The following is a 22,881-nucleotide window of genomic DNA, read 5'->3' as shown; positions in this document are numbered from 1 at the left end:
GTAGTCTAAAACTTTATTTTTGCTATTATATTCTTTCGTGCCAATTGATATTAAATAAACAACCATTGCAAAAAATACTAGGATTAGTATAAAAAACCTTAAATCTCGAGTATATTTATTTTTCAATTTGTAAGTAACAACTATATCGTCGATCTTTTAATATAAAAGCTTTGCAAGCATCTATTAATGATGATCATTTTTTGCGATTTTATACTATTTCCAGTTAATTAATCTTTTCGTTACCTAAGTTTTAACTTTAACTCCTTATTATAAGTAATAAAAAAATAATAGAAAAATTTATAAGTTTTCATAGAACGAGTTAAAGCAAATAAAGAAAAAAATAACTTATGGATACGACAGGTTATTATAACTGCATTAAAGTAATCTCAAACCTCTTTAAAAATTGACAATAAGAGGAAAAGTCCCAGATAAACAAAAAAAACACTTGAAATAATTTTCCTGCAATTATTTGAATGCACTGAGCCTATATTAATTTGTTTTACTATATTTATAATGAATTAATTACTATGTATTTATTCTTAGTAATAAATTATTTTTCATCATTTGTATTAAGCTCCAGTTTTGAGCTGGAGCTTTTATTTTCTAAATAACCAGGCATATTGTAAATAATGCTTACAAGAATATTAAGGAAGACTATCGTTAAATTTGTAGGTTTTTTCCAATTTATCCTGTTTTTTATAAAAAATCAAATAACTAAATCTTTTTATCGTAAGCTAACTTTAACTTATTTTTTGATAAAACGATATGTCTTCTCATTATTAATCGAAATGTAGTAGACTCCAACCAGCAATTCCTGTACGTTGAGTCTTACCTGCTTTTTCATCGGGTAATCGGTCAAGATAACTTTTCCAGAAACATCAGTAATTTGGACAGACATAATTTTTTGTTGAGCATTAATTGCTATAAAGTCAGTTACTGGATTAGGATACAACTTCAGCTGTTCAACTGTCAGTTCTGTCGTGGAAAGTGATAGCAGACTTTTAAAATACATTTTGTCTCCCGCTGGATTGGTGATGGTCAGAAAATAGATGCCCGCAGCTTCACCATAGTCATAGAAGTACTTCTGCATACTGTAATCAAGGAAAAAATCTAACATCATCTCATCATAATTATTAACAGCATCTGCATTGTCCCCAGAATAGACAAAAGGTACTTGTGAATAACTAAAGGTAAAAGCATTCTCGCCCGATGTAAAAGTGAGCAGGCAGTTGCCGGAATTATAATATCTGGGATTGAAACTGTATTTATCCAGTGAGCTAATATAGCTCAGGTTTGATGTTAGGACTGTTATCGGCGGGGGTGGCAACATTTCTACACCGGATTTTACGATTTTCTCCAGACGCCAGTCTTTATTCAACAGTTGCTGAGGATTGATAAGTTGGGAAAATAATAATGCATTAATAGTGATAAAGATAAGCGTGTAAATTTTTTTCATTTTTCTAAAATTTTTAAGTCAAATTAAACAATTAATGTGCCAGGTAATAACTGAAATATTGCTTATGATTATCCCGAAGAATCAGAGTTATTACACCAGGGGTTACTATTAAAATTAAATGCTATTCTGATGACTTAAAATATTTAAGCATTTCGAGATATTTCAGTAATTTAAAATCAACAAGAGTTGCTAACTTTGTTAGTACACAATTCTGATAATCTCTGTCTTATGAGTTTAAAAAGGTTAGAAAATTACATAAAAGTAGATTTTTTTCCATTCTTAAATTATTCATTAGCCATAATTTATTTGTATTTACATAGCATAAGTTTAAGGTATGAATTTTGAATCCGATTTTTTTTATGACATACAAATCTCTGGAGCAAACTATTAGGATCTGATCAGATAATTAGTTTTAACCCGGTTAATTTTTACAAGATGATATTTTCTGCAGGATTGGCAGCTTGACAACTCATAAAATCTATCTAATACGAGAATCGGCGCATCATGAAACTTCACAAAAATAATTACAAGTAGAATACTTATTCTGTTTATTTTATAGAAAATAATCTCAGCTGGATAGCTTCCCCGGATCCATGGTAAGCTATATCTAATTATGTTATTCGGGAACTAAGCTGCAAACTTTTTTAAATATTGTCTTGTGAGATTAATTTCAAAATCTATATGACATCCAACATTCATCTTCAGACCGAAATACCTAATTTAATTAGTTGTTCTCGATCTGCTAAAGTAACTTCATCAAAATCAATATCATATATAATCACGGTATCATGGTCACAATAAGTAGTTTTTATATTTTAGAAATATTTGTAATGCCTTAATTAAATTTTCCATGGTTTTTAGATTTTAGAAAGAGTCTACTTCAAGTTTTTTCCAATTACTTAGGAATTCATCACCATTTAATGATGAAAGATCCACAATGCCTCTCGTTGAATACTGCTTGCATTTGTCATATACTTCTCTACCTGTAGCAATATAAAAATCCGCAGGTGCCATCTCCATTAAGATTTACAAATATATTAGTGGCCCAAGTTAATTTTATCCTTCATTAATGGGCATTCTATATTTGTCCTTTTGAAAATAGCTTTAACTTGAATAAGAAATTGTTTTTTATCTTTTTCTGAAAGAATATCGATTGATTTTGCATTTCCCATTGCAATTCCTACACTAAATCCTCTTCAAAGCAGTTCTGCTGCTACAAAATATTCTCTTGAAAGACCAATACTATTTCTTTGAATTTCTGCCATAGTTATCGTTTTTTGAGATTATTTAAATTGCAATGAATGGTACAATTTTTGAAAAATATATTTAGAGCAAAAAATAACTTATTCAAATTTTAAGAAGCCATTTCGATTGAAGTGGCTTTTATAATTATTATTTTGTACTAATCAACGTTTACTTTTCATCTTTAATAATGGTAATATGAATATAATTAATGTAAAAGCAATTCCTGTAGTCATCGGTAAAGAAAAATCTGAATTGCAACACTGCCAAGGAGTGAAAATATTAAAAGTCATTGAATATATGATGTCTATTTCAAACCAGTCCTTTAGTTCAATGGATTTGAGCTATATTGCGACGGGTGATGAAGAATATTTAACAATTACGCATGTAAAAATAAGTAACTTTAAAGAATATATTAAATTTATGGAAGCTCTTAGCCAAAGTGAATATGGTAGGCTTATTAAAAATTAAACTCTATGTCTGACCCATAAAAAAAGCTACGTCTGGAGACCAGCCATCAAGACGGATTTTAGTTTTGATATATAATAATTCCTTAAGATTGCAGTGTAGGTATTTTCATATATTATTTTTTATTATTGCAGAAATAATTTTGTTAGCTTAACTGATTCTGGAATGTTATACGTATATCCACATTTAGTTATTCTTATTTGTAATATCTTATGATGGCCTAGATTTGGTTTATGGTTATAAAAATTCATAACTAAATAATGAAGTTTAAAATATTATACTAATAATAATCTTATCCGGATTCTTTTTTGTAATAAAAATTTTCCTTTCAGATTTTTTCGTAGATAATTGTGAAATTCAAAAATTAATCTCCGACTTGCTGATGCAAAGGCATTTTTTCCAATGAGCTCTGTCCAATACCTTCTGATTTTTTAACTACAGTCATTTGTCCGTTAATTTCAATTACAACTGCTTTAACGTCATTGATGTGTTCAATTCCTGAACTTCTGATGGCAGCAAAAATTTCCTCGCGTGTTACTGCCTCGCGAGACATAAATTTATCCAAAAATTGTCCATCATAGAAAAGCATTGTTGGAACTGAGTTGACAAGTTTCTCAATACCCCAGGATGATCGGGCGGTCCAGGCAAAAACATATTGCATGGCGATAATTAGAAAAAGCACTTCTACTCCTTCAAGAAGCGGAACCATGCCTAACATCATATAAGCTAAAGTAGAACCGAGTGCAACAGTAACAACAAAGTCAAATGCGTTAAGTTTAGCTAAAGTACGCTTTCCTGAAACTCTTACAAAAAGGAATAAAGTTACAAAGGCTGCTAATGTTGAGATTGCTACATGTCCTAAACTTTCCCAATCTTTGAAAAATAATTCTTCCATAAAAAAAATTAGACACTCTCCCAGAAAGTGTGTAAGTTAAAAGTTACGGCTTGGATTTATAATCCGAGCCTTTCTTCAAAAATAAGCATAAATTGGTGAGAACAATCCCACAATTTCGGATAGGCATTAATCATTTTTTTATAGCTTCTTTTAAAGCAAGGTAAACAGATTTCAAAACAGCATCACCAATAGGAAAAGACATTTTGTTTTTGGTGTATTTTCGAATTTTGGCGTTTAGATTTTCAACTAAATTGGGGTGTAAAATATTTTGCGGATTTCTAATTGAAAGTCAAAAAATACAGTCAATTCATCCCAATTATCCTCCATGATTTGATAGCGTATGATTATTTTTACTCCCATTTTTCTGCAAAATCCCCCAAAGTAGCTTCTGCTGCCTGTTTTGTGGGAGATGTATAAATCTGTTCTATATCGGCAGAAAACTCTTTTCTGTCCTTCCAAACCACACATATTTGCAGGCATTTCTGATTTGATGAACTATATAGATTTGCGTCTGAGCCTTAGAAAGAACACTGCGTATAGTTTGGGTAAATCCATTTAAATTATCCGTTGCTGTAATGAGTATACCTTCCACACCACGCGCTTTAAGATCCGTTAAAACATCCATCCAGAAACTCGAACTTTCGTTCTTGCCCAGCCACATCACGAGAACTTCTTTATTTCCTTCACGATTCAGACCTACCACTAAATAAATTGTTTTTTGAACTTAATTACTTTAAGCGTCTCACTTTTACGTAACGTTTTACTCCATTTACTCTCATAAAAATTACACAATCATTTTCATAAATAAAGACTTTAGGTGATTGTTCAATGTAAGAAACTTGAATATCTTCGATTTGTTGCCATATTGCACCTTCAACTGTTTTGTAAATACTATCTGCAGCCAACCATTAAAGTGCCCTTCAATTCTTTTTCATACGGGTTAAAATTAGCCTAAAGTTTGCTAAAATTATAATTATTGAACTGATAATAAAGAATGAAAATGGTAAAAGAAAGTAGATATCAATCCTTTTGAAATTCTCAGAATTTTCAGTTCCCGTTAATAATAAACCGGCAACGATTAAAGCAAAAAAACAAAATAGTTGGAGGTATCGTTCTTGAAATCCTCTGCATTTAATAAAAATAATAAATGTTAAGATAGTTAATACTGAAAATAAAAATCCGTCCCAATTTAATATAGATGAAAACACGGTTACACTTTCAATAAAGGAATATATATTTAGCGACAACATTATTAATATGTATGAAGTGTGTTGGTGAAGTCCCATTGTAAATAAAAAAGATAGGATAGATATTATTTTTAGAGCTTTCATAATTTGAATTTAAGGATATAACTTATTAGTCGGGAAAGTAGTATTTACAAGTGTCTCTTCAGCAAAAGAAAAGCTGAATATAACTTTGAAGATTTATCCCAAATGTAGAGATATTTTAATCTTGTATATTCTCATATAAAGCCTTGGTCCATCTTCTTACACCATCTAGAGAATCGATAGTTACATAAAAACGGATCGTAAGTATTCTACGATCCGTTTTTTTAACAATATGATTGATCTATTTAAAAGCAGATCTTAATTTATCAGCGGCAAAAAACTGCGCGTCCATAGCTTCAGGAACTATAATTGCCATACCAAAGAATTCATGCGTAACGCCTGCATAATTCTTACTCTCTACCTTTACACCTGCAGCAGATAATTTGGCGGCAAGCATTTTACCATCTTCATTTAAAGGATCAATTTCAGCAGTAATGATGGTTGTAGCAGGTAAACCTTTAAGATTAGCATTAATGAGTGAAATACGTGGATCTTTCGCTTCATCCATGTTATTGAGATAATGCTTTGTGAACCATTCCATCATGGGCTTATTCAATGGCTTCGAAGCAGCATACTGTTGATACGACTTTGTACTCATATCAGATTGAGCTATTGGATAAACCAATATCTGATGTAAAGGAACGATAATCTTTCTATCTCTTGCCATAATCGAAACATTAGCTGCAAGGTTACCACCGGCACTCTCCCCTACGACAGCAATTTTTTTCGGATTACCTTTTTTGCCTGCAATATTATTTAATACCCACTGATAAGCAGCAAAAGCATCATTATGTGCTGTAGGAAATTTATTTTCCGGAGCTAAACGATAGGCAACGGAAACAACAATAGCACCAGTCTTTTCTGAGAGTCCTTGTGCAGACGCGTTGTATACATCAAGGTCTGCTATTACAAATCCTCCACCGTGATAATAGACAATCACAGGAAATGGTCCATTGCCTGTTTTTGGTGTATAGATCCTAAGATGGATTTTTCCTCCTGCCACGTTTATATTAGTACCGGTGGTATCTACCTTAGGCGCTGGCATATTAATTTTGTTTTCTTTAACAATATCCATTACTGCATCCGTCGGTGTATGGTTCTTTCTCGCTTCTGCAGGGGTTAAGTTTTCAATTGGTTTATCGCCATAACTTGATAGTTTCTCTATTACTGCCAGCATTTCAGGTGTCATAGTTTTCCCCCAATTCGGTGCAGTTCCTACAGGCTTTACAAAAGATACTTTTGAAGAATCTGCGCCTGAAGAATCTGAGGTTTGTTTAGATTCGTTTTTGTTATTGCAAGATGCTGTGATTGTTAATGCACACATAGCAATAGACCATGTAAAAATTTTGTTTTTCATATTGAAATATTATGTAAGTGATTGCTATTTCAGTATTCTTAAATATTAATTCATAAAATTCAAGAATTAAAATAATTATATCATTCCCATCTAATTATATGCCATGTGGTTTATTACCTTATAAATATAAATCACCAACAGTTGGAACAGTTGAACCATTAACTATATTTTATGTCTATTACCGATATATCGCACGAATTTATTTTGATATCACTGGATATGCAAATAAAAATTCCAGTATCAGTTAAGCTACATTTTGTTTTGATTGTTAAATTCTTCTATTGTTTGGTAATTCAGAGTGCTGTGACGTCTTTTTTTATTGTACCAGACTTCGATGTATTCAAAGATTTCCAGTTTCATCTTTTCTTTTGTAATAAGCTTGTTTCCATAAATAAGTTCTGTTTTTAGCGATTTGAAAAAGCTCTCAGCTACCGCATTATCCCAGCAATTTCCTTTGCGACTCATACTTCTTGTTACTTCATAAAATTTCAAAGTATTTGTAAATTTCCTGCTCGCATACTGGATGCCCCGGTCAGAATGGAAAATTAATCCATCTGCTATTTTTCTATTTCCAACAGCCATTTTCCAAGCTGCAAGGCTTGTTTCTTCGGTGCTCATCCCATTACTCAAACTCCATCCGATTATTTTTTGGTCATATAAATCAATGACTGTTGTGAGGTATAAAAATCCTTCCTTGGTCTGAATATAAGTAATGTCTGAAACCCAAGCCTGCACAGGTTTCTCTGCAATGAAATTCCGGTTCAACAGGTTTTCTACTACTAAATAATTGTGTTTTAAATTGGTTGTCACTTTAAATTTCTTACTTAGCTTACTTCTCAAACCCAGCTCCTTCATATATTTTGCAACAGTGATTCGGGATATTTTATATCCTAATGAATTTAATTCAAACCTAATTCTGGGACTACGGTAGCGTTGTTTTGATGAAAAATAAATTGAAGTTATCTGCTCTTTTATTTTTTCTTTCAAAAGCAATTTCTTGCTAAAAGATCTGTTTTTCCATTTATAATAACCGCTGGAACTCAATTTTAAAACATAACACATCTTTTCAATCGGGAATATGGATTCATTATTTTTTATAAATTCATATTTCATCGACCGCTCTGGGAGAAGATGCCGATTGCTTTTTTTAATATATCACGTTCCAGTTCTGCATCCTTAAGCTTTTTCTCCAATTCGTGGATTTTTTCCTGTTCGGGTGTTAGTTTTAAATTCCCATTCCCCGGAAAGCTGCCTTGTCCAAATTCTTCGTACTCCTTACGCCATTTGTAGAGTAGTGTAACTGCGATTCCGAGTTCTCGTGCGAGTTCTGAGATATTAGTTCGCTCATTGCTTAGTTGAACGGCTTTGGTCTTAAGAGCTGGATCATAAATTTTTCGCTCTTTTTTCATACGTTAAAATTAAGGTTTTATGCTTAACTTCTACTGGACGCTAAGTTAGTATATCCAATCCTTATAATTTCATCACCATATAGTTTGGGCATCCACATGTCCAAGATAAGGATATCAGGGCAGTCTACTTTAATTTTTCCATAAGCTTTGTACTTTCATTTTCTTTGCTGACAGTATATTCTTCTAATTCAAACAGAAGAGCCAAGATATCTAGATTCCCTTGATCATCATGACAAATTAATATATTTATATTTTTCATTTTATTTCTGATATTCAATTGCTAAGCTTCTGCCCATCCAGTGGTAAACAAATGAACATGTAGCTTCTTTATTCTCGGAACTTTCTATCTCAATTATACCGCCATGAAGTTCAATAATCTCTTTACAACGATACAACTATTTTGGAAAGTTGATTTTTAACTGCTTTTTTAGGACTGCGCCAAAAATCATCCTGTGCTTTCCTTATGCGGGTACGGAATTTGAAGTTGTTAAAAAATACTGGCGGCAGCCTGTCATATTAAACTGTTGCCGGCTACATAATCAAAAAATAAATTATGAAAATATTAAACAATTTTTGGGGAATACTTAAAGGAACCTATAAAGACTGGAGTGCAAGGGATTTAGGAACAGAAGCAGCCAGCCTGGCATACAGCGCAATTTTTTCAATCCCGGGTCTTCTGATTATCGTGATCTGGATTACAGGGATTTTTTTCGGCGAGGAGGCCGTACGTGGCGAAATTACAAAACTCATAGGAAGCATGATGGGCAAAGATGTCGGAAAGAGCATGGAAGAGATGGTTATAGGAGGAATGGTAGATAAAAAGAACGTGGTCATGAAAATTATCGGGGTCGTTACATTGGTCTTTGGTGCCACCTCATTGTTTTTTCAGTTTCAGAAATCCCTCAATAAGCTGTGGGATGTGACGGCGGCTCCTAAAAAAGCGTGGGAAAAATACCTTCTCGATCGCGCAAATTCGCTGGGAATGATCGTTGTCATTGCATTTCTTCTGCTGATTACCCTGCTTTTAAGTTCTTTTATTGGCCTCGCCAATGATTGGGTTATCCGCCGTTTCGGCCTTGAAACCCTGATTTTTGTAAACATCATCAACATTGTGGTGGGCCTGCTAGTTACACTTTTCCTTTTTGCAGCCATGTTCAAAATCCTCCCGGATGTTGAGCTACAGTGGAAATCAGTCTGGGTAGGAGCAGTGGTAACAGCAGCACTTTTTACGCTGGGAAAATATATCCTGACATTTTATTTCGATAAGTTCAATCCCAGCTCGTCTTTCGGTACGGCAGGAACCATTATTTTACTGCTTCTCTGGATCAATTACAGCTTTCAGATTATCTTTTTCGGTGCAGAATCACCAAAGTATACACCAAAACAATGGGCCATAAACTTAAGCCTTCAAAACATGCAAGATGGAGCCCTCAGACTGTTGCGCAAGAAGATGCGAAAGAGGTAGTATCTGGTGCTGAACCCTTGTATAAAACAGAAAATACAACCGCGAACGATACAATGATTTAGTAATCCATTCGGATACCACAGTTTATGATCCAGCTCTTAAGACCAAAGCCGTTCAACTGAGCAATGAGCGAACCAATATATCAGAAGTCTAACGAGGACTAGGAATCGCTATCAAAATGTATGTTTTATTAGATCTATTAGACATCAACTTATAACTAATATGTTAATTTGTTTTATTATATTTATAATGAATTAATTACTATGTATTTATTCTTAGTAATAAATTATTTTTCATCATTTGTATTAAGCTTCAGCTTTCAGCTGGAGCTTTTATTTCCTAAATAATCAGGCATATTGTAAATAATGCTTACAAGAATACTAAGGAAGACTATCGCTTTATTCAATACTTCCAAGCAGAAGGCATCGTTCTGTTATATTATTAATTTATGATAATCAATTATTAACTCACCTTTTAATAATTTTCTTAACCAATAATCTCTTATTTCAAATTCTATTAAACAATCTTTATGATTAAATTTCACTCCGGTAGAGAAAGGTGCTATTTCTAAATAATCTCTACCATTTTCCGAATATCTAATCACTTCAGATGTTTGAATATTTAAGTTCTTAAAAACATGCAAAATTTCTTCATAACTATAACCATTATCATCAATAAATTCTTCAAATGTAAGTTTCATTTTATATAAATGGCACGAACTTGTAGTTTGATATAAACCAATATTTAAGGAAGATAATTTTATTAATTCTAATAGATCTTTAATGATAAAGCCAATCCTTTTTATTTCCATTATTATCATTTTTTGAGACTTAGTTTATCTTTTATCAGTAAAAAAAAGTATTGCCAAAGTGAAGGATATATTTCATTAAAATATAAAAGATTGAATATAGCAAAATTTTCAATAAAGCTAAAAGTTGATATTGAAAATTTTGCCGGCTAAGGGATTAGGATTAATAACTTCTATTTGCTTTTGCATGTTATAATAGACTATATTAAAATTAATTATTCAATAATACTTCTGAAGTAACCTCTGGAGTTCACTATCGAATCAGTTGGATTGAATTTTATTTGCAATTCGATTTTTCCAAAAATGCTATCTCCTTTTTTATATTGAGATTTATTTAATGTTAATTTTTGTTTTTTTAAAGTGTATCTCCCTGAATTGATAAAATCAAACATACTTTTATCATCAGTATAAAATTCTGCTGATGTGTAAGAGAAATTTCTGTATTTCAATACATCTATATTAATTCCTGAAAACCCATCACCACTTTTAAAAGTCAAAGAATAAATATTTTCAGATCTCAGACTTTTATTAATTTTTAAGTTGAAAGATACAGTGTCATCTTCTTTTTCAAAAATTTCAAAATCAGTTCGTATTTTTGCAGAGTCAAACATGAGAAAAGCTGGGTCAAAAACTTTGGAATTAAGATCATTGATTTCCCGTGATTTTCCAATATTTTCATCAATATCTATCTTATTCCATTTTGAAAAAAAATAGACAATTGCAAGAATTGAAACAGCTAAAATTATTAAAAATATATCTTTTAAATTTTTCCTCAATGTCTGTATGTTAAATTTTGATGTTATTATACGTGACATGTAAATTTACGCAATACGATAACAAAAAGTATATAAAAGTTTGTTTATATCCTAAATAATTGATGAGAGAATGAGGAGAAATATTCTTAAAGTTTTAATGAATTAAGTAGAACTTATATTTGTTTTAAAGATGTATATTTAATTCAAGTAACTTATCTGATAGTGGTTTACTGATCCTAAAATTTTTTGAAACTGTTTATTTGTTCTGACTAACATTAGTCTAAAGGCTTCGCAATATTATATTTGATGAATTTTTTGTGTGTTACTATTTCCCATTCAAATTTGAAATTCCTTCACATTAAAAATAAATTTTATCATTAACGATTTTCAATAAACCCTGCTCTTCAAGGGATTTGATACATGGCATTATTTGTTCGATATCAACATTTGTTAAATCGGCGATTTGCTTTAACTTCAGCCTAACCTCATAAGAGAATTTCTCCTGATCAACCTTCTCATATTTCAAGTTGTGAAATAGCTGCTGAATTTTGACTCTTGGACTATCTGTGATTGAAAAGGAGTCCATCAGCGGCTGAGAAAAAGATTCAGTCGAAAGATGTTTGATAATCTTTAACATCAAAACTTTATCATGTTCTATAATCTTATTAAAGCACTCTTTGGGCATCACAAGAATACGACAGTCTGTAAGTGCCAATGCATCATGAAGTAAAGGCATTTCAGCAAACATTGAGTAAAGACTTATTTGTTCGCCTTTTCTTATCAATTGAAAAGTCATACCTAAGGTATTTAATCCTGTGGAAAACAGTTTCACAACGCCATCAGTTATCTGATAATAATGATTTTGAAAGTTTCCATTGCTAAAAATATACGATCCTTTGCTGAAAGTCTTCTCGACAGCGCCATGAAATCTTAAATATTTATCATTAATCATCTTTCTCATCCTTTAACATATGATGAAGATAATTAATATTGACCATACTGCTTTATGATTGGCGTCATAAAAAACAAACCTCATGAAAATTACGTTAATTCTAAGGCAAAATGGATGTGGCGAGGTAAATCAGAAAGATGCCGGCCAAAGCAATTCCCTTACCGCATAATTTGGCAGTATTCATATCAACACCACCACTGCTGTCAGAGTAATCAACGTTGTGCTCACGTCTTTTAAAGTAAATGCATGTCGCCTGTATTGCTTGGATCTTAAACTCTAAACTGTAATTTTTTCTAATCTTTTCATACTCTTAAAGATAAAGAGAATTATCCCCTAACAAAGTTAGCAACTTCAATAAAATGTGATTCCAATTTGCAAAAGAATATTTAAAATTGTATAATACTCCAAACATCCAGCAAACTGCTATTTATACATTCACAATTTAGAAGTAATCAATTATTAGTATTAGCTCTTGATGATGAGAATTGTTATAGAGGATTTAATGAAAATGAACATTGCTGCAAGACTGAAATTTTTTCATAAAAAAACCATCAGATTGGACTGATGATCTTTTTTATTCAACTTATTTTATGCGCACACTTGATTATCCGATATGCATATATAAGGCTTTCCTTTTAAACAACATTTTCTATATCCTTCTTGAAGACAATTTTGAATACATGTTTCAACTCCTCCCTGAATTTCTCTTAATCCAGATCTCGTAATTTTTCGTAAATTTTCCATAATATTGATTATTAGTATTTTATAATAGAGTGAATTTAAACAAATAATTTGATTAATACAAGAATTCAAAATAAAAATCTCTGGAATTCTCAGAGTAAATAAATTTGAAATAATGAAATTGCTATGCTTTTATCTTGCGAATTAGACCGCTTAAAACCTTGTATGCCCTTTCCTGGGTAACTGTAAAAATTGCAATAATACTAACAACCGAGTTTCAATCCAAAGTGACCAGTATTTTTACATCAAATACATCTTTTTTTTAAAATAAATAGAAAGGCATTTAGACCATTTCAAAAACAGGATTAATTAAATTTAATTATTTACCCTGCAATTCTGGATGAGTTGAAGAATAAATTGTAATAAGTGAGAGTTTTATAGGGTTGATATCCCATTTTGGCTCATTAAAGTTGTTAATGACAAGACTTCTGTCATTAAGATCAAATTCCTGAATAAAACAATAATACATTAAACGGGAGACTGACATATTGACATTGCGGCCGTTTTTCCTTAGATTGACACTCAAATGGAGATTTTTACTTAAAGAATTTACTATTTTAAGAGGCATCATCTTTTCTTCTACAAAGATTTTACTCCTGCTGATATATGCCCAACCATTTATGCGCTTAACCCTCCCTCTATTAGAGATGATATACTGACCTTTAAAATCCGGTATTTCTTCCATTGCTCCCCTGGAAGATTGATAAGGGATAAATTTATACAGGCAGGGGGATGCATTGAATCGATATCAGGTTTGCCTAATTTTTCCCATAAGGAAAAATTAAGAATTTCTTTACTATGTAAAGTTTTATTTTTTTTGAACGTTAAAAAATCTTTTTTCTCAGGTATATAATCATCATGAAACCACCGGAAACCTCCTGCTGTAAAACTTCTTTTTTTCAACACAGACAGTATACCGCCTGCACTGGTTCCTATGGCTTTACTGGCAGCACTAATGCTTTTAAAATTAGAAAGTTGTTCACCATACACGGTATATTGATTAACAGCCCGCTTAACATGACTAGCCCTTTTTTCACGAAATTTCTTACGGTTTAATTCACTAATGGAAAGTAGTTCTAAATTATTATAGTTCAGATGAAGAGAATTAGTATCACCATAGGAAATAGCTATATGCTGATCATTCATATTAAATTTCTCAACAAAATAATAATAAACAAGGCGGGCAACCGACCTACGAAACTTCTTACCTTCAAGGGAAAATCCACAAAACACATGATAGAAAGTACGCTGAAGATAACCGTTAAAGTATTTTACAAAACTTAGTCTGATAATTCTTTCCCCATCCTTACGAAAGCCTCCATTGGCCATTGGAGTCAGCCGCTCCAGGCTTTTTACCCTTCCAAGATTAGAGATTGCATAGTTTTCAATATCCTGAATTACTTTCCATTCTTCACCCGGAAGATCATCCAGGTCAGTATTATATAGGATTTCTTTCACGTATTGGTCTTCCAATTCTAGAGGTAGTTGCATCAGTTGAGAATTTTTTTTGCGAAAATATCGTTCTTTGGGATAATTAGCGAAATAATTTCATTAGAAGCCAAAGTTACATCCCTGTTCAATAGACCTATTCATTCCCCAGGTTCCCACCACCTTTCTCTTTTCATACTTAGTAACAAAAGTCAGAAATATGATGATTACTGCGATTATTGCGAGAATATAAAGCTTCTTTTTTTCATAAATTATTTATTCTGTAATCGTTTTTTAAGATGAGTTATATCTATGGATAATGGTTTGGTTATTGCCGAAGGTGGACTTTTTAGCACTAAGCTTAAAAGAAATACCTCAGTTCTAATATAACAAAAGCTAAAGACAAAAACTTCGGCAATACCGTGTTGAACTAAACCTTAGGTATTGTCCGCTTTAGTATTTTAGTCTCAATTTAATTTTTAGACAGCCTATAAATAAATTTGGATATATTATTATCATTTTCGTATAATTGCATCGAACTAAAAACTATTATAACTATGAAAAACTACTTTTCGCTTCAATATGTGCTTTAACTATTTATTCTTGTGATAGAGATAATTCTGAAATCCAAGTTCAAAATGAGACAAAACTTAACAATAAATCTGATAAAGGAGGTGAAGCATCTAAAACTTGGGAAAAAGTTATCACACGTTATTACAGCAATAAATTGATGAAGCATTACTTTGGCTCACCTAATCACTTGCCGCCTGGATTTCCGTCGCTTGGATGGAGAGATGAAGGAACTGCGTTTATTTTGGCAGGAGAGTCTGGATTAGGTCATATAGATCCTCTTTATAGCATGACTCATCCAGGAAATGGAGATAATATTATAATTTTCGCCCATGACATTCCTGCGGTTGTGGCACAGGGCTATCAGCAAACGGAATTAATAGGATATGCTTATGGTTCCGATGCTACACCAGTTTATAGGTATTATAGACCTTCAAAACATGGACATTTGTATACAACTAATTGGAATGAATTAGGGGCAGGTGGTAACGGATGGGTATACGAAGGTATATTCTTCTATGCTAAATAAACCTAATTCATCATTCGTGTTAACCTCTCGCCTCTGAGAGGTTTTTATTTTTCACCTTGTGGGGTGCTTATCTCAACTGCTTTATCACATATTAATGAGTAAAATAAGATTTTACACCCGTTTTAGAATCTTTGAATATCTCGCTTTCCCATCTTATCCAAAAAGATCACATAATCGCACTTCTAAACCTATGTTCATGGGGATTAAAAGAACATCCTCACTTCAAAATGCTGCTGGTTTGTATCATCTCAAAGCGTAATATGATGAAATCTCTTCGACTATTGTAATTTTATGTTTCATATTATAAAATTGGATACATTTCATCTCAAACTAACAATTTGCATCGTTTTGTGAGATTTTTAATTACCATAAGAAATTATAGTTGTATCCACAGGTTATCGATCTATTTACTTCCAAGATTCCAACTTTGACTCCTTTTCATGTTTAGAAAAGAAAGCTAGCAATAGTATAAATATTTATACTATTGCTAAAATATAGAGCTTCCTTTTTCACAAATTGTCAATTTTAATCATTTTTAAAGGTTATAATTAATCTTTTGATATTTTATTAAAGAACTCCAGAAGAAGTCATCTGATTAATTTTTTTCTCTAAAAGATCAAGTTTTAAATTTAGGTCCCTGATTTTTAACTCCTGCTCATTAATAATTTTTTCCAGTTTTTCATTTTTTTTGTCTGATTCAGATAATTCCTGAATACTTCTGATAATCGGGGCAAAAAGATCATTATACCGTACCGAAAGAAAATCATTATCCGATCGTCCGTTATTGATAATGGCTGCGTTTTTGTAATTATTCTTACCCAGTATATTTTCAAGGTCCTGGGCAATCAGTCCCCATTCCATCCGCTTTTCGGGATCATTTTTTTTAATATATTCTACAGGTTCAAGCTGGTTGATGAAGTCTAACCCCAATGGTATCGGAGCTATTTTTTCTTTATATCTTCTGTCTGAGGCCACCGACATCGCTACCTGACCTTCAATCACCGTGACATTCTCATTACCGATTCTTACTTTATTGGAAATGTTGACCTTCGCTCCGTTCCCGATCGCAGTGGCATTGCTGATATTGGCAGCTGTAACATCGGCACTATTACCCAGCGCGGTATTATTGTTGCCATTTATATTATTGTAAAGGGCCAGATTACCTACGGCCACATTCCAGCTGCCTAAAGTATTGATGCGGGAAGCGTCATGGCCTATTGCCACGTTCCCTGATCCTGATGAGTTGTCTCTTCCGGCATCTGTACCTACAGCTACATTATCGTTACCATCAATATTGGCATACATAGAGGCAAACCCCAGGGCTACATTGCCATTTCCTGTGGTATTATTATACATGGCTTCTTTACCCATCCCTGTATTGCTGCCTCCGGTAATGGTAGATCTCATGGAATTGATTCCATAAGACGAGTTGTTGGTACCACTCGTATTGGAGTAGAGCGCAAAAGCGCCGGTTGCTGTATTGTCATTTCCGGTAGTATTGCTTCGCAGAGACTGGATGCCTACCGCACTGTTATTCTCTCCGGAGGTATTATTCTGCATGGATTCCTTGCCGACGGCCGTATTGGAGCTCCCGTTACCGCTAGCACTTAAAGTCCCTCGCCCGATGGCCGTATTGGCGCTGCCGGATACATTTCCGGTTAAAGCCTGGTATCCTATAGCCGTATTGGAATCGGTTGTGTTGTTTCTCAGAGCCTGATAGCCTACGGATACATTTCCGCCGGTAACAGCATTGGAATAGGAGGCTTCAAACCCGACTGCCGTATTTCCGGAAGCTGTTGTATTTTGGCTCAAAGCATTCCTTCCGACCGCCACATTTTCGCTTCCGGTAGTATTATTGGATAATGTGCTTGAACCGAAAGCAGCATTATTATTTCCCGTAATATTAGCATATAAGGCATTGTCGCCGATTCCTGCATTATTATTGCCGGTGTCACTATTGCCGGATCTGTATCCGAAGAAAGTCTGTATCGTACTTATTCTTCCGGACCGTTCGTTATTGATTCTGAAGTTCAGCGGAGTATTGTCAATGGTCCCTAAAAAGTTCGTACCGTCTACTGTGGAACTGTTGCCATTGATGAGCCAGACCGATCCGGAATTATTTAACGGAACCCAGGTTAACTGAGGGAAGTTCCAGTAGTAATATCCCGGAGAATTTGCACCGAATGGTGATCCCGCGGGTGTCGGTAAGCTTAAATACACCAACATGCTGTTTTGATCCGCCGTTGGATTAGTCACCGGAAACGAATTAATCCGGGGAATGAGCAGTCCGTCTGTATTGGCCGGCGTATTGCTGTTAATGACAGAGATGTCTAACGTAGCTTTTGGAACTACATTGTTAATTCCCACCTGAGCATTTGAGTATAAGGCCAACAACAAAAAGGCTGGTAATAAATATTTTTTCATATGTAATTATTATTATGATTTGTATCCGTAAAATTAACTAAAATTTTTATAGAAATATTAAAATCATACAACATATTAATCTGATATAAAGTCCTATAGAATTTTCTGGATCTATATGATAGACTTTCTTTTTTTGCTGTAATGCAATCTTAACAATATCACCATTCCTCCTAAACCTTTGCCTGCTTTCCATCCATATTGCAATTGGATATGCATACCTGAATTTAAGATTGGTTGAATAGTACGTAAAAAAAATATATACTTATATTTGATAATGAATAATATCACTGCACTTATACTATGTCTATCATGTGCCGCTGTGGCTTTTCTGGTCTTGGGTTTCAATTATTTTGCCTTGTATCAATTGTTTCCGATAGCTATTTTTTACATCTTTCAACTTACAGTTTTTAAGAACATAAAGCCATCTGATACTGCAGCATTTATCTGCTATATTCTCGCAATATTGATATTGTTGCTATTTCCGCTTATAGCACAAATTATGTGGTATTTTGACATTAGCAATCTGGCTTCAAAATCATCTACCAGCGGCTTACTTTTAGTTTGGCTCCCCATCTACGCAGTCCTTCCGGGCATCCTAATATGTTCGCTCGCCTGGATCATCATCAGCAGATTCAGAAAATAAATAGAGTATTTACAATTATACAACAATATCCGATAGATTTTAATTCCAAAGCAAAGGATAGTTACTCGAACATTTGACATTTTATAAACAATCGTTTTTTTGAGATTTGTTTAGATACGATTAATTTTTAAAAAACTACTCAAAAGGAAATTTCAAAATAAAATTACTTCCTTGTCGCTCTACACTCTTTACATTAATCGTTGCATCATGTCTGTTCATGATTTTTTTTACTGTAGCAAGCCCTACTCCACTGCCTTCAAATTCTGAAACGTTATTGGCGCGGCTGAAAAGTCCAAAAATTTTTGACTGCTGCTCCTCATTCATTCCAATTCCATTGTCTGTGATTTCATATACAATTTCATTATTTTGAGCATAACCTTTTACCGATACTTTAGGAGCTTCCGTTAAATGAGAATACTTAACTGCATTTTCAATCACATTTAGAAAAACCTGAAAGATTAGAACAGGATCCCCTTCAATATCCGGCGTTGAAAAAACATTCAGCTGGAGTTTTTCATTAATAGGATTAATGATAAGCTGCCCTTTGATTTCATCAATCAGTAATGTCATATCAATGGTCTGCTTCTTGATATACTGCTGCCCGACTTTGGAATATTCCAGAACCGTTGTAATCATCTGGTGAAGCCTGTCGGAATTATCTACGATTTTATCGGACATTCTCAGAATATCCATTTCTGATGTTTTTCTGCCGATTAACTCTGCAAAAGCTTTGATAGCCGTCAGAGGCGTTTTCAGATCGTGCGAAACCGTGTAGGCAAAAGTGTCTAGTTCCGCATAAGCATCCCTAAGCTTTTCATTGAGTATTCTTAACTCGGAAATTTTTCTTCCTATAGCAAAATTGATCTCGTCCCTAATCTCCAGCAGGGTCCTTTTCTCATTTTCCGACCAGTCTTCTGCTCTGCCCTGAACCTCCTGAGACCACTGCTCAAAAGAATTTCTGGGTGATATAAAAGGTTGGCCCGTTTTGTCATAATGGACAATTTTTGCAGGATCACCAGCCCACCGTACGGTGAGTGAAATTTCGGTTCTGAACAGGATCAAGCAATCTTTAAGGTCGGCAGTAAGACGACAAGCCAGAAGACCCGCAAAATTACTGCTACACATATCTATATTGGGAAAGTCTGATTTGCAGTCAGTTGAAACAATAACATCTTGCTGGCTATTTTCCAGAAACGCTCCGATTTTCATTATTCTATCATCATCAGGAACATTACCGGATGCATAAACTTTACCCTCAAAAATAAAAGCAATGCCTGAAGCTTTATAACATGGAAGGATCACATCGGCACTATCTTCTATAAAACTTTCTATCTTCGAACTGCTTAAGAGGTTACGTGTTACTTCCATCACTGCTACCTGGAGTTCCATACTTTCCTTCTGTATTTTTTCCTGGCTTCGCAGACCTACGCATGAACTTAGTACCTGCCCGATAAGCTTAGCGGTTTCTCGTTGTCTGTAATTGATGAACCGCGGTGTATAATTATGACATGCAATAAGCCCCCATAACTGATCATCAACGACAATGGATACACTGAAGCTGGAGCTTACGCCCATGTTTTTTAAGTAACGGATGTGAACAGGTGACACTGCTCTTAAGGTACTGTTGGTTAGATCAGCAGGGATATTCTCTATACCTGATATACTTATAGGAGTTTGATTTACATCTGCAATTAACCGGATAAGATTTTTGATATACAGCTCCCGTGCCTGCTTAGGAATATCCGATGCAGGATAATGCAGGCCAAGCCACGTGTCAAACATTTCTTCCTTTTCTTCCGCAACCACCTCACCATGCCCATCTTCATGGAATTTATAAATCATAATCCGGTCATACCCAATTATATTTTTTATTTGCGTCACCGTATTTGCTAAAATAGCATTGATATTTTTATCAGCAAGCATCTGGGACAAGCTAGCCCCAATCAAATTTTGAGGATCGGAATATAGATCTGATAATTCAGGCTCAAAATCCAGAATATAATTTTCCCCTGATAAAGAGATAACCATGTTATAATTTTGACCTTCAATCATCACTACATAAGGGTTCAGTGGTTTAAAATATCTTCCCTGCCATGATAATTTGATAAAATCATGTATAAAATTATCATTTTCGCCTTTATCAAAAAGGATGTTAATCGACAAAACAGGCATACCGCATAATTCCTGAGGCAAATGATCATGAAGCTGGTATAAATTATCGCTACAATAAATTATGTTAAGTTCAGGATTTAGAATTACAAGATAACCATGGGACTGGATAAATCCCGGAATATGGATAGGTTCTCTGCTGCACAGATCTAAAGCATCTTCATTCATTTTCGTTCAAAATATTGGAATTTGAGGTTTTTTGCTAAGTATGTCTTTAATTAAAATATATTCGGTTACAAAAATAGTATTCTCTATGAATAAATTGTCTCCTGAAAACAGTTATTGATTTTATTAATCGTCTAGAGATTTATTTTTATTTTAAAAGTAATCGTAAATGCTATTCAATAGTTAATATCGGTAGCGTAAAAATATTTTTAAAATCATATTGGTCTTATAACTAAAATAAATATTGTATCATATTTATCAATAAGGATATGAAAGAATCTCATTTGGTGTGAAAATTGATAAAAGTAAGTATGAAAAAGATACAAATAGTTGAAGATAATGAAGACATTAGAGATATTTTAGAAATTTTGCTGGTTTCTGAGAATTATGAGGTGATGTCTTTTGGATCTGTTGGGGAATTTGCCAGTCGGGATAATGCATTCAAACCAGATCTTTATTTATTTGATGTTATGCTGCCGGATGGATCGGGAATTGACCTCTGTCAGCAAATTAAGCAGGATATAAATACTGGTCAATTACCTGTAATTATGATGAGTGCTCATGCAAACTTAAGCAATATAAAAGCTACCTACCAGCCTGACGATTTTATATCTAAACCATTTGATATTAGTAATGTTGTGGGAAAAATTGAAAGTCTTCTTAATTAATTAAAATTACAACCTTAAAATTATCATTTATTGTTAAGTTACATATTATGATAAACAATAAACAGATTAAAATTATTTCGATTATATTGGGCTTGCTTCTTCTTATGGCAGGGGTTGTTTTAATAGTGAGTAAGCCTAATATATTTATTGCTTACCCTATTGCATTAATGGGAACGGGAGGCTATCTTTTTGCAGTGGGATCAGCATCCATTTTACTCACCAAGATGTATTATAATGATATATCAGTTGCATCTGCACAACGGAATAAATTTATACGGATGATAGAGATCTTCACCTATAGTATTATGGGTGTTATCATGCTCACCACTATTATTATCTGTTTTGCTTTATTGTGAGCGCATGAAAAAAAGGACGTTGATAATTTAGTGGCACGCAGTTATTAATCGTTTTTTTAGATTCATTTATATCTATTATTCGTATTTTGAAACTTTGCGGTAGTTGAGTAAATAGAGCCACAAAACTGCAATTTTTAACCTTCGTCTAACTATTGCACAAAACCTTTTCCAGTTTTTTTACTTCCAATATTGTTGACAATTTAATTGTAAAAGTTGTAGATCATTTATGAAGTGGAGATAATTATCTCTAATTTACTAATTTGAACAATTAATCAACTCAATACTGGTAGTTGTCATCTGGCTCGGTAAGGTCTTATAGGTTTTTAGAACAGTTATGTTTGTAAATATAATGCAAAGTCTCAAACTTTTACATTACTCTATCAATTCCAAGTTATTCAGTCACAGTTGTATTGGTTTGCTAGCGTCTTGGGTTAGAATCCATGAATTTCTTCCTGGCCTTCTGTATAGCCAGATCACTTTCGCTGATGCCCTTATACACCTGTAATCGTTTAGCTGGCAGATTTGAAATATTTATTGTGGCCTTACGTGCTATTGCAGTATCCTTTCCCAGCGATATAACCATAAGCTCTGCTTCTGCCAGATCTAAATTCTTTAATTGAAGTAACCCTTTATAATAGTCTAATATATTTTTTTTTAACATATCCGCATTCTGTACTCCACTCACATCCGCTTTTTCAATTTCATGAATTAATCCAGCTAGTTCTGTAGTCTGCTGTTTCCCGATAGAAAGTGCTATATCAGGTCTATTCCTTACTAAAGCTTCCAGACGTTTCTTTTCCTGGCCGTCTGAAATCAGTATACGTAAGCTTTTCTGCTCTGTAGAGTCAAGAAGTCTCTCAAAACTGCGGGCTTCTCCAGATTGACAAGATAAGAGTAAAGGGATTAAAAATGAGGAAATCAAGTATTTCATATGTAATTATATAGTAATCCATCTAAGTACAAATAGTAATCCATCTAAGTACAAGTAGTTTCAACACTCACTTTAAACTAAAACTATTCGATAGTTTATTTTGATCGTTTTGTGATATTTAT

General features: G+C 33.4%; 18 protein-coding genes and 1 pseudogene. 5 read left to right on the top strand and 14 right to left on the bottom strand.

The genetic code is table 11. The features are described 5' to 3' along the window. Positions 1-745 precede the first annotated feature (745 nt). Both ODZ84_RS22685 and ODZ84_RS22680 read right to left on the bottom strand, forming a co-directional pair. Positions 746-1,456, bottom strand: a complete 711-nt coding sequence (locus tag ODZ84_RS22685; RefSeq protein ID WP_266174805.1) for a T9SS type A sorting domain-containing protein — start codon at positions 1,454-1,456, stop codon at positions 746-748. A gap of 864 nt (positions 1,457-2,320) precedes the next feature. Further along, on the bottom strand, positions 2,321-2,470 hold the full coding sequence (locus tag ODZ84_RS22680) for a hypothetical protein (RefSeq protein WP_266174803.1): 150 nt from the start codon (positions 2,468-2,470) through the stop codon (positions 2,321-2,323). A gap of 426 nt (positions 2,471-2,896) precedes the next feature. Between ODZ84_RS22680 and ODZ84_RS22675 the strand changes: the two genes are divergently transcribed. Continuing rightward, positions 2,897-3,169: a hypothetical protein gene (locus tag ODZ84_RS22675; protein ID WP_266174802.1), complete on the top strand. Its 273-nt coding sequence runs from the start codon at positions 2,897-2,899 to the stop codon at positions 3,167-3,169. A 361-nt stretch (positions 3,170-3,530) separates the two neighbouring features. Here ODZ84_RS22675 and ODZ84_RS22670 read toward each other — a convergent pair whose 3' ends face one another. From ODZ84_RS22670 to ODZ84_RS22650, 5 genes and pseudogenes are all read right to left on the bottom strand, one after another. Beyond that, on the bottom strand, positions 3,531-4,061 hold the full coding sequence (locus ODZ84_RS22670) for a DUF421 domain-containing protein (protein WP_266174800.1): 531 nt from the start codon (positions 4,059-4,061) through the stop codon (positions 3,531-3,533). A gap of 56 nt (positions 4,062-4,117) precedes the next feature. Next, a pseudogene (locus tag ODZ84_RS23775) lies at positions 4,118-4,785 on the bottom strand (IS256 family transposase); the annotation flags it as partial. 845 nt (positions 4,786-5,630) lie between these two features. Then, positions 5,631-6,746: an alpha/beta hydrolase gene (locus tag ODZ84_RS22660; protein WP_266174799.1), complete on the bottom strand. Its 1,116-nt coding sequence runs from the start codon at positions 6,744-6,746 to the stop codon at positions 5,631-5,633. A 249-nt stretch (positions 6,747-6,995) separates the two neighbouring features. After that, positions 6,996-8,155, bottom strand: a protein-coding gene (locus tag ODZ84_RS22655; protein ID WP_266174797.1) for an IS3 family transposase whose coding sequence is annotated in 2 segments (ribosomal slippage) — positions 6,996-7,888 and positions 7,888-8,155 — 1,161 coding nt in all. Because the reading frame shifts where the segments join, the coding sequence is not laid out codon by codon here. Between the two features lie 124 nt (positions 8,156-8,279). Next, the gene (locus ODZ84_RS22650; RefSeq protein WP_266174796.1) at positions 8,280-8,414 is read right to left on the bottom strand and encodes a hypothetical protein; all 135 of its coding nucleotides are present in this window, start codon (positions 8,412-8,414) and stop codon (positions 8,280-8,282) included. A gap of 294 nt (positions 8,415-8,708) precedes the next feature. Between ODZ84_RS22650 and ODZ84_RS22645 the strand changes: the two genes are divergently transcribed. After that, entirely contained in the window at positions 8,709-9,620 is a 912-nt protein-coding gene (locus ODZ84_RS22645) for a YihY/virulence factor BrkB family protein (RefSeq protein ID WP_266174795.1), read from the top strand. 433 nt (positions 9,621-10,053) lie between these two features. Here the strand turns inward: ODZ84_RS22645 and ODZ84_RS22640 are convergent, their stop codons facing one another. The 4 genes from ODZ84_RS22640 to ODZ84_RS22625 all read right to left on the bottom strand — a co-directional run bounded on the left by ODZ84_RS22640 (position 10,054) and on the right by ODZ84_RS22625 (position 14,367). Further along, entirely contained in the window at positions 10,054-10,431 is a 378-nt protein-coding gene (locus ODZ84_RS22640; RefSeq protein WP_266174793.1) for a hypothetical protein, read from the bottom strand. Positions 10,432-10,643: 212 nt separating this feature from the next. After that, entirely contained in the window at positions 10,644-11,204 is a 561-nt protein-coding gene (locus tag ODZ84_RS22635) for a hypothetical protein (RefSeq protein ID WP_266174790.1), read from the bottom strand. A gap of 337 nt (positions 11,205-11,541) precedes the next feature. Then, a complete protein-coding gene (locus ODZ84_RS22630; RefSeq protein WP_266174789.1) occupies positions 11,542-12,144 on the bottom strand; it encodes a Crp/Fnr family transcriptional regulator in 603 nt (200 codons plus the stop codon). Positions 12,145-13,494: 1,350 nt separating this feature from the next. After that, on the bottom strand, positions 13,495-14,367 hold the full coding sequence (locus ODZ84_RS22625; protein WP_266174788.1) for an NUMOD4 domain-containing protein: 873 nt from the start codon (positions 14,365-14,367) through the stop codon (positions 13,495-13,497). 466 nt (positions 14,368-14,833) lie between these two features. Here ODZ84_RS22625 and ODZ84_RS22620 point away from each other — a divergent pair, with 466 nt between their 5' ends. Further along, positions 14,834-15,403 carry a hypothetical protein gene (locus tag ODZ84_RS22620; protein WP_266174787.1) on the top strand — a complete coding sequence of 190 codons (570 nt, stop codon included), beginning with the start codon at positions 14,834-14,836 and terminating at the stop codon, positions 15,401-15,403. A gap of 567 nt (positions 15,404-15,970) precedes the next feature. Here the strand turns inward: ODZ84_RS22620 and ODZ84_RS22615 are convergent. Then, positions 15,971-17,827: a tail fiber domain-containing protein gene (locus ODZ84_RS22615; RefSeq protein ID WP_266174785.1), complete on the bottom strand. Its 1,857-nt coding sequence runs from the start codon at positions 17,825-17,827 to the stop codon at positions 15,971-15,973. Between the two features lie 778 nt (positions 17,828-18,605). Beyond that, the gene (locus tag ODZ84_RS22610; protein WP_266174784.1) at positions 18,606-20,807 is read right to left on the bottom strand and encodes an ATP-binding protein; all 2,202 of its coding nucleotides are present in this window, start codon (positions 20,805-20,807) and stop codon (positions 18,606-18,608) included. A gap of 308 nt (positions 20,808-21,115) precedes the next feature. On the opposite strand from ODZ84_RS22610, the gene ODZ84_RS22605 reads away from it, so the two are divergent. Both ODZ84_RS22605 and ODZ84_RS22600 read left to right on the top strand, forming a co-directional pair. Continuing rightward, the gene (locus tag ODZ84_RS22605) at positions 21,116-21,472 is read left to right on the top strand and encodes a response regulator transcription factor (protein WP_266174783.1); all 357 of its coding nucleotides are present in this window, start codon (positions 21,116-21,118) and stop codon (positions 21,470-21,472) included. Positions 21,473-21,519: 47 nt separating this feature from the next. Next, complete coding sequence (locus ODZ84_RS22600) at positions 21,520-21,828, top strand: hypothetical protein (RefSeq protein ID WP_266174782.1); 309 nt, start codon at positions 21,520-21,522, stop codon at positions 21,826-21,828. A gap of 418 nt (positions 21,829-22,246) precedes the next feature. Here ODZ84_RS22600 and ODZ84_RS22595 read toward each other — a convergent pair whose 3' ends face one another. Next, positions 22,247-22,759, bottom strand: a complete 513-nt coding sequence (locus ODZ84_RS22595; RefSeq protein ID WP_266174780.1) for a hypothetical protein — start codon at positions 22,757-22,759, stop codon at positions 22,247-22,249. Positions 22,760-22,881: the final 122 nt, after the last annotated feature.

Source organism: Chryseobacterium fluminis (genome assembly GCF_026314945.1).
GTDB classification, from domain to species: Bacteria; Bacteroidota; Bacteroidia; order Flavobacteriales; family Weeksellaceae; genus Chryseobacterium; species Chryseobacterium fluminis.
Note: the sequence above shows the minus strand (reverse complement) of the source record. Positions and strands in the feature narration are given on the sequence as shown.